This is a genomic window from Methylobacterium sp. WL6 (genome assembly GCF_008040095.1).
Lineage (GTDB): Bacteria > Pseudomonadota > Alphaproteobacteria > Rhizobiales > Beijerinckiaceae > Methylobacterium.
The window spans coordinates 1-8,037 of the sequence record NZ_VRVH01000211.1 but is presented as its reverse complement, the minus strand read 5'-3'; the positions used below and the strand labels follow the sequence as shown (position 1 = coordinate 8,037).

Sequence of the window (8,037 nt, the reverse complement as noted above, 5' to 3'; positions counted from 1 at the left end):
GGCGGCGGTGCGCAGCGGGGTCGCGGCGGCCGCCGGCCCGATCGTCGCGACGCTCGACGGCGACGGCCAGAACGACCCGGCCTTCATCCCCGTCCTGGTGGCGGCGCTGGAGCAGGCGGGCGAGGGGACGGGCCTCGCCCAGGGGCAGCGCAAGGGCCGCAAGGACGGGCGCTTCAAGATGATCCAGTCCCGCATCGCCAACGGCGTGCGCGGGCGGATCCTCAACGATTCCACCCGCGACACCGGCTGCGGCCTCAAGGTCTTCCGCCGCGCGGTCTACCTGCGCCTGCCGTACTTCGACGCCCTCCATCGCTTCATGCCGGCGCTCGTGGTGCGCGAGGGCTTCGCGATCGTGCACCGCGACGTGGTCGACCGCCCGCGCTTCACCGGCGTCTCGAACTACGGGCTGTTCGACCGCCTCTGGGTCGGCCTGCTCGACTTGGCCGGCGTGTGGTGGCTGATCCGCCGCAAGCGTCCGACGCCCGCCGTCACCGAGGTCTGATTCCGATGCTGATCCAGTTGGCGCGAGACCTGCCGGACTACTTCTACGACGTGTTCGTGACGCGGTTCGACTTCTGGCTGGTCTTCGGCATCGTCGCGCAGCTGGTCTTCGGCTCGCGCTTCATCCTGCAATGGATCGCCAGCGAGCGGGCGGGACGGAGCGTGATCCCGCTGTCGTTCTGGTTCCTGTCGATCGCCGGCGGAATCATGACCCTGGTCTACGGCTTCGTGCGCCGCGAGCCGGTGATCATCATCGGCCAGGGCCTCTCGACCGGGATCTACCTGCGCAACCTCGCCCTGATCTTCCGCAACCGGCGCGGAACCGAAACCAAGGCGGGCTGAACCGGCATTCCCGCGCCCGAGCCGACCGGCCCGAGGCCGGTGCCGGACCGAGCCCTGGCGCGTCGCAGCCGGGTCCGCTCGGGGATCAGCGCTGCAGCGAAGACGGCCGCGGCAGCTTCCAAAGGTCGTCGTGGGACTCGGAGAACCGGGCGAGATGCCGATCGGCGTAGAGGCAGAGGAAACCGAGGGCGCAGGGCAGCCCGAACAGCAGAACCATCATCCACGGCATAGCGTCGACGTCTCATCTGAGAGCGGAAGCCGCGCGGCTCTCGTCGACGCGGTGCACAATGGGTAATGCATGTTAGGAACGCGTCAAGGCATACTAGGACACGACGCCTAGTTTTGGCACCACAGCGTTAAGCGCGCGACACCGCGATGCCGCGCTTGATCCCCCGTCGCGCCCGTGCTCGTCTCGCCCCACCCACGCGCCGTTCGGAGCCCGATGCCACAGGACGATGCCCGCCACCCGCTCCCGCCGTTCCACGACGACCTCGACGCGGCCTTCGCCGAAGCGTGGCGGCTGCTGGCGGACGGGGTCGCGCAGGGACGGAGCGCGTTCCACGCCCCGAGCTTCGCGACGCTGGACCAGGCGGGCCGCCCGCGCAGCCGCACGGTGGTGCTGCGGGAGGCCGATGCCGCGACCGGCACCCTGCGCTTCCACTGCGACCGCCGCTCGGACAAGGCGGCCGAGGTCGCGGCCAACCCGGCCTGTGCGCTCCACGCCTACGACCGCGCGGCGAAGATCCAGATCCGGATCGAGGGCAGCGCGGGTCTCCACGTCGACGATGCCGTGGCGGACGCGGCCTGGGACGGCTCGCGGGCGATGAGCCGGGTCTGCTACGGCATCGCGCCCGCGCCCGGCACCGCGCTCGATGCCGGCGGCGGCTACGCGGTGCCCGACGAGGCGGCGGCGCTGACCGTCGGCCGCCCGAACTTCGCCGCCGTCCTCGTCCGCGCCGACGCCCTCGACTTCCTCTACCTCGACCGCCGCGGCCATCGCCGCGCCGGCTGGCGCCGCGACGGGGAAGGGTGGCGGGGCGAATGGCGGGTGCCGTGAGGGCGCCTCAGGCCGCCGCCCGCAACCGCGCGAACCCGGCGTCGAGATCGGCCTTCAGGTCCGCGACGTCCTCGAGCCCGATGTGGAAGCGCAGGGCGGGACCGCCGGGGGCCCACTGCGTCGCCGTGCGGTAGGGCCTGCAGTCGAAGGGAATGACGAGGCTTTCGAAGCCGCCCCAGGAGAAGCCCATCCCGAACAGCTCCAGGCCGTCGAGCATCGCGGCGACGGCGGTCTCCGAGACGGGCTCGAGGACCACGCCGAACAGGCCCGATGCGCCGGAGAAGTCGCGCTTCCAGATCGCGTGGCCGGGATCCTCGGGCAGGCCGGGATGGAGGACGCGCAGCACCTCCGGCCGCTCCTGCAGCCAGCGCGCCATCTCGAGGCCGGCGCGGCCGTGCTCGCGCAGCCGCAGGTTCATGGTGCGCAGGCCGCGGAGCGCCAGGAACAGGTCCTCGGGGCCGGCGCAGGGGGCGATCTGGTCGAAGGTCCGCCGCACCGCCGGGAAATGCGCGGCGTTGGCCGAGGTCAGGCCGAGGAGCAGGTCGGATCCGCCGCTGAGGTACTTGGTCCCGGCCTCGACGGCGATGTCGACGCCGCGCGCGTGCGGCGGGAACAGCAGCGGCGTCGCCCAGGTGTTGTCCATGATCACGGTGCCGCCGCGGGCGTGGACCGCGTCGGCGATCGCCGGCACGTCCTGCATCTCGAAGCTCTGCGAGCCCGGCGCCTCGACCAGCACGGCCTTGGTGTTGTCGCGCATCAGCCCGGCGATGCCGGCGCCGACCAGCGGGTCGTAATAGGTCGTCTCGACGCCGAAGCGGGCGAGCAGCCCGTCGCAGAAGATCCGGGTCGGGCGATAGGCGGAATCGGTGACGAGCAGGTGGTCGCCGGCCGAGACCGAGGCCATCAGCGCGACGGTGAGCGCGCACAGGCCCGAGGGCGTCGCCACCGTGCCGGCAGCGCCCGCCACCTCGCTCCAGGCATCGGTCAGCGCGTCCATCGTCGGCGTGCCGCTGGTGCCGTAATTGTAGCGGCCGCGCCGGTGCACGATGTCGTCGTAGGTCGGGTACAGCACGGTGGAGCCGCGATAGATCGGCGTGTTGACAAACCCGTGCTGCGCCGCCGGATCGCGCCCCGCATGGACGAGGCGCGTCGCGACCCCGAACGATTCGGCGGTCTTGGACGAAGGCTTGGACATGGGCGCTTTGGCTCTCGGGCTGCGATCGGACGACGAAGCCCGGCAACCCGGCGGAGGTCAAGCGTGCGCCCGGGCCGCCCTTTCGGTCAGCCGGCGTCCGTGACGGTGGCCTCCTCGTAGGCCTGCAGCCAGGCGGTGCGCTCCTCCGAGCCCTCCGCGTAGGGGCAATCGTCGATCGGCTTGCCGTAGAGGCGGGCGTTGCGGCCCTGGATGAACGGGCTGTCGCTGGCGGTGGCCTGGGCGTTCGCTTCGGGTTTCATGGGATCTCCCTGTGAGGTGTCCCTTCGTTAACGGCCTTGGGCCATCCTCGGCTCCGTCGTCGTTCGCGTTGCCGGAACCCGTCGCTTGCGTATCCTGCGTCTCCTCTCCGCCGGCGTCTCGGCCGGCGCCTCGATCCTCGTGATCGGGTTCGTCTGCGCCGACCGGCTGGCCCACACGGTGCCGAGCCCGGTCGCCCGCATCGTCCTGCCCGAACCTTCGGCGACCGGATCGATCCCGGCGCCGGAGAAGTCGGTCGCGGCCGTGAAGCCGGCGCCGGCGAAGATCCCGAACGGGTTCGACACCGAGCGCCTGAACGCGCTGATGCGCGGCGACCCGATCCTGCCGACGAAGCGCTGACGGCGCGGGCGGGGCGGATGCCTGCTCTGCGCCGCCGGACCTGACCGAAGCGGCCGGCGCGGGCTAGATCGCCAGGACTTCTCCGCGCCGGATGCCGGCGGACGCGATCGGGACGGACACCGTGGGCCTCGTCTACGCGCTCGGCGCCTATCTGAGCTGGGGCCTCGTCGTCCCGGTGCATTTCCGGCTGCTCTCGGGCTTCTCCCCGAGCCACATCCTGGCGGTGCGCATCCTGTGGTCGTGCCTGTTCGCGGTCGCGCTGGTGCTGCTGTGGCGCAACCGGGTGCGCACCCCGTTCCCGTTGCGGCCCCGGCACGCGCTGCTCTTCGTCTCGGCCGGGCTGATCGGCGTGAACTGGCTGCTGTACCTGCAGGCGGTGAACAGCGGCCACCTGCTCGATGCGAGCCTCGGCTACTACATCAACCCGCTGGTCAGCGTGGCGCTCGGCGCCGTGGTCCTGCGCGAGCGCCTGCGCCCGCTGCAGCGGGTCGCCGTCGGCATCGCCGCGGCCGGGGTCGCCATCGCCGTGGTGCTGGCCGGCACGTTGCCGCTGGTGGCGCTCGAGCTCGCGATGAGCTTCGCCCTCTACGGCCTGGTGCGGAAGGTGGTCGGGGTCGACCCGGCGGTCGGGTTCCTCGCCGAGACGCTGATCCTGACGCCGGCGGCCTTCGTCTGGGTGCTGCTGTCGCCCGAGCCGGCCCTGCCGCCCGATCCGCGGGACTTCGCCCTGCTGGCGCTGACGGGGGTGACGACGGCCCTGCCGCTGATCTGGTTCGCGGCGGCCGCAGACCGCCTGCGCCTCGCGACGCTCGGCCTGATGCAGTACATCGCCCCGACCTGCCTGCTGGCCTTGAGCGTCCTCGCCTACGGCGAGCACGTGGCGCCGCACGCGATCCCGATGTTCGGGCTGATCTGGCTGGCGCTGGCGCTCTACGCCTTCGACCTTCTCCGCGCCGGCCGGGCGGCGCGGGCGCATGGCGTGCCGGGCGAAACCGCCGCGCCGAACCCGGGCGCGATGCGTGTATAAGGCCGCTTCGTGCCCGGCATCCGCCGCGGGAAGCCAGTCCGAGTGTTGCGATGAGTGATCCCAGCGAGCCTGCCACGGTCACGCAGGCCGACTACGAGAACCTCGCCGAGGCGCTGCCGCAGCTCGCCTGGATCGCCACCGCGACCGGCGACATCATCTGGTACAACCGCCGCTGGTACGACTACACCGGCACGACCCTCGCGACGATGCGCGGCTGGGGCTGGCGCGACGTCCACCATCCCGACCACGTCGAGGCGGTGACGGAGCGCTTCAAGGCGGCGATCGCCGGCGGCGATGCCTGGGAGGACACCTTCCCGCTGCGGGGCAAGGACGGCACCTTCCGTTGGTTCCTGTCGCAGGCGATGCCGCATCGGGACGCGGCGGGCCGGATCCTGCGCTGGTACGGCACCAACACCGACATCACCCACAAGCAGGAAGCCGAGGACCGGCTGCTGCAATCCGAGGAGCGGTTCCGGGCGCTCGTCGACGCCTCCACGGCCGTGATCTGGAACACCGACGCCGCCGGCGCCCTGCTGCCGCCGCAGCCGCGCTGGAGCGCCTATACCGGTCAGTCCGAGGAGGCCTTCCAGGGCTGGGGCTGGATCGACGCGGTCCATCCCGACGACCGGGCGCATGCCGCCGAGGTGTGGGCCGGCTGCATCGAGGCGCGCACGCCCTACGCCGTCGACTACCGCCTGCGCCGGCACGACGGGCAGTGGCGCGACATGGAGGTGCGCGGCGTGCCGGTGCTCGCCGCCGACGGCTCCTTGCGCGAATGGGTCGGCTCCAACACCGACATCACCGACCGGAAGGAGGCCGAGGCCGAGGTCGAGCGGGCGCGGCAGGCCGCGGAGGCCGCCAACCTCGCCAAGAGCCAGTTCATCGCCAACATGAGCCACGAGCTGCGCACGCCGCTCTCGGCGGTGATCGGCTACTCGGAGATGCTCGGGGAGGAGCTCGAGGATATCGGGCAGGCCGCCCTGCTGCCCGACCTGCGCAAGATCGAGGCGGCGGCCCGCCACCTGCTCTCGCTCATCAACGACGTGCTCGACATTTCCAAGATCGAGGCCGGGCGCATGACCGCCTCGGCCGAGCACTTCACCGTCGCCGACCTGATCTCGGACGTCTCCGACGCCACCGGCTCGCTCGTCGAGAAGAAGGGCAACCGCTTCGTCCTCGACCTCGCCGACGACCTCGGCGCGATGCACCAGGACCAGACCAAGATCCGCCAGTGCCTGCTCAACCTGATCGGCAACGCGGCCAAGTTCACCGAGAACGGCACGATCACCCTGAAGGTCGAGCGCCAGCGCGAGGCCGGCGCCGACTGGTTCGGCTTCTCGGTGGCCGATACCGGGATCGGGCTCACCGAGGAGCAGATCGGCCGGCTGTTCGAGCGCTTCGCCCAGGCCGATGAATCGACCACGCGGCAGTTCGGCGGCACCGGCCTCGGCCTCGCCATCACCCGCGCCTTCTGCCGCACCATGGGCGGCGACATCGGCGTGACCAGCGTGCCCGGGCAGGGCTCGACCTTCACCCTGCGGCTGCCGGCGATCCTGGCGGTCGAGGACGAGGGGCAGGTCGCGGCCGAGCTCGCCGTGCCCGCGCCGGTGCACGCGCACGAAGAGCACGACGCGGTGCTGCTCGTCGACGACGACCCGGCCGCGCGCGAGCTGCTGCAGCGCTTCCTCGAACGCGAGGGCTTCCGCGTCCGCACCGCCAACGACGGCCGGGCCGGGCTGACGCTGGCGCGGGCCTTGAAGCCGCGCGCGATCCTGCTCGACGTCGAGATGCCGCGCATGGACGGCTGGGCGGTGCTGCACGCCGTGCGCAACGACCCGGAGCTCGCCGGCATCCCGGTGATCATGACCTCGGTGGTGGCCGAGCAGGGCCTCGGCCAGGCGCTCGGCGCCACCGACTACTTCGTCAAGCCGATCGACTGGGACCGGCTCAAGGGCCTGATGGACCGCTACCGGCCGGAGGGCGTCGAGGCCCGCGTCCTCGTCGTCGACGACGACGCGGACGCCCGCGAGCGCCTGCGCCGGACGCTCGCGCGCGACGGCTGGAGCGTCGACGAGGCCGAGAACGGCCGGGCGGCGCTGGAGCATTTCGAGGCGCAGCGCCCGAACCTGATCCTGCTCGACCTGATGATGCCGGAGATGGACGGGTTCGGGTTCCTGCGCGCGCTGCGGGCGCGGCCCGACGGCGACGTGCCGGTGGTGGTGCTGACCGCCAAGGAGATCACCGACGCCGAGCGCAGGAGCCTCCAGGCCCAGGCGGACCGGGTGATCGAGAAGGGGTCCTTGAGCCTCGCCGAGATCGGCCGGCAGTTGCGCGTGCTCTACGCGCGCGAGGTCTCCGCGCCGGTGCCGAAGAGCATGCAGGGGCTCCTCGACGCGCTCGCCGCGCAGGAGCGCTAGCGCGCGGATCGGCGCACCGGCGGAACCTTCCGCCGGCCCGTCCCTTTGCAATCCCGGCACGCGCCCGTCGCGGCGGGGCCTTGGAGCGCGCCCATGAATCCCATCGTCGTCGTCGCCCTGATCTGCGCCTCGTCGGTCCAGGTCCAGGATTGCAGCCGGGACAACGCCCTCGACGTGGTGACGGGCCCGGCCCACACCCTGCAGGAATGCCTGATCCAGGGCCCGGTGCTGGCCGCCAATGCCGGCCTCGGCAACGGCAAGGACAGCTACGTGAAGACCCGCTGCGAGCCGCGGCGCTGAGGATCCCGCCCCGATGAGCGACGACGTCGATCCCGAGCGGGCGGTGATGATCCGGCTGCGGGCCCGCCTCGCGGTGGTCGAGCGTGCGGCCTGGTTCGGGATGGTCGACGCGATGCGGACCCGCCCGGCCGAGGTCGAAGCCTACATCGCCGCCGAGCGCGACAAGTGCGCGACCGGGTTCGCCGGCCCGAAATGGGCGCGCGACCTCACCGATGCCGAGCGCGCGATGCTCGGAGCGGAGGTGGATGTCGGCCTCGCGCAGTTGCTGCAGGACGCCCGCGACGAGGCCTAAGCCCGCCGCCCTACGCGCCCGATCCGAACCGGTCGCGCCAAGCCGGCGGAAGGCCGTGCGTTCCGGGCAAGGACGCCGCCGCGTACACCCCGATCGCGACGGCACGGGCCAGCACCTGGGCCGCCATGTCGCCGAGGCGCGCCAGGTCGCCGATCGGGTCCGCCGGCGCTACCGCCCCCGTCGCGACGGAGAACACCACGTCGCCGTCGAGGGGCGTGTGCACCGGCTGGATCGCCCGCGCGAGGCCGACCTGCGCCGCCACCGCGAGGCGCCGGCACTGCGCCTTGG

Annotated in this window: 12 protein-coding genes; 8 read left to right on the top strand and 4 right to left on the bottom strand. The window is 72.2% G+C overall.

Annotated elements, in window-relative coordinates; translation table 11 throughout:
• Both FV230_RS20915 and FV230_RS20910 read left to right on the top strand, forming a co-directional pair.
• The coding region (locus tag FV230_RS20915) for a glycosyltransferase (protein ID WP_147843758.1) at positions 1–502 on the top strand (502 nt) is incomplete at its 5' end.
• 5 nt (positions 503–507) lie between these two features.
• Positions 508–843: a lipid-A-disaccharide synthase N-terminal domain-containing protein gene (locus FV230_RS20910; protein WP_147727719.1), complete on the top strand. Its 336-nt coding sequence runs from the start codon at positions 508–510 to the stop codon at positions 841–843.
• Positions 844–928: 85 nt separating this feature from the next.
• Here the strand turns inward: FV230_RS20910 and FV230_RS31275 are convergent, their stop codons facing one another.
• Positions 929–1,063 (bottom strand): hypothetical protein, encoded by a 135-nt coding sequence (locus FV230_RS31275; RefSeq protein ID WP_281408309.1) that lies wholly within the window; start codon positions 1,061–1,063, stop codon positions 929–931.
• A 222-nt stretch (positions 1,064–1,285) separates the two neighbouring features.
• Here FV230_RS31275 and FV230_RS20905 point away from each other — a divergent pair, with 222 nt between their 5' ends.
• Complete coding sequence (locus FV230_RS20905; RefSeq protein ID WP_147727720.1) at positions 1,286–1,900, top strand: pyridoxamine 5'-phosphate oxidase family protein; 615 nt, start codon at positions 1,286–1,288, stop codon at positions 1,898–1,900.
• Positions 1,901–1,907: 7 nt separating this feature from the next.
• Here the strand turns inward: FV230_RS20905 and metC are convergent, their stop codons facing one another.
• Together metC and FV230_RS29840 are read right to left on the bottom strand one after the other, a co-directional pair.
• Complete coding sequence (gene metC, locus FV230_RS20900; protein ID WP_147843757.1) at positions 1,908–3,095, bottom strand: cystathionine beta-lyase; 1,188 nt, start codon at positions 3,093–3,095, stop codon at positions 1,908–1,910.
• Positions 3,096–3,181: 86 nt separating this feature from the next.
• Positions 3,182–3,355 carry an Rmf/CrpP family protein gene (locus FV230_RS29840; RefSeq protein WP_187273697.1) on the bottom strand — a complete coding sequence of 58 codons (174 nt, stop codon included), beginning with the start codon at positions 3,353–3,355 and terminating at the stop codon, positions 3,182–3,184.
• An 85-nt stretch (positions 3,356–3,440) separates the two neighbouring features.
• On the opposite strand from FV230_RS29840, the gene FV230_RS20895 reads away from it, so the two are divergent.
• The 5 genes from FV230_RS20895 to FV230_RS20875 all read left to right on the top strand — a co-directional run bounded on the left by FV230_RS20895 (position 3,441) and on the right by FV230_RS20875 (position 7,749).
• On the top strand, positions 3,441–3,713 hold the full coding sequence (locus FV230_RS20895; protein ID WP_147843756.1) for a hypothetical protein: 273 nt from the start codon (positions 3,441–3,443) through the stop codon (positions 3,711–3,713).
• Between the two features lie 121 nt (positions 3,714–3,834).
• Positions 3,835–4,740 carry an EamA family transporter RarD gene (rarD, locus tag FV230_RS20890; RefSeq protein ID WP_147727726.1) on the top strand — a complete coding sequence of 302 codons (906 nt, stop codon included), beginning with the start codon at positions 3,835–3,837 and terminating at the stop codon, positions 4,738–4,740.
• 50 nt (positions 4,741–4,790) lie between these two features.
• Positions 4,791–7,157 carry a response regulator gene (locus tag FV230_RS20885; RefSeq protein WP_147843755.1) on the top strand — a complete coding sequence of 789 codons (2,367 nt, stop codon included), beginning with the start codon at positions 4,791–4,793 and terminating at the stop codon, positions 7,155–7,157.
• A 93-nt stretch (positions 7,158–7,250) separates the two neighbouring features.
• Complete coding sequence (locus tag FV230_RS20880) at positions 7,251–7,457, top strand: hypothetical protein (protein ID WP_147727724.1); 207 nt, start codon at positions 7,251–7,253, stop codon at positions 7,455–7,457.
• A gap of 13 nt (positions 7,458–7,470) precedes the next feature.
• Positions 7,471–7,749 (top strand): hypothetical protein, encoded by a 279-nt coding sequence (locus tag FV230_RS20875; RefSeq protein WP_147843754.1) that lies wholly within the window; start codon positions 7,471–7,473, stop codon positions 7,747–7,749.
• 10 nt (positions 7,750–7,759) lie between these two features.
• Here FV230_RS20875 and FV230_RS20870 read toward each other — a convergent pair.
• Positions 7,760–8,037 (bottom strand): P1 family peptidase (locus FV230_RS20870; RefSeq protein WP_187275570.1); only part of this gene is annotated, 278 nt, incomplete at its 5' end.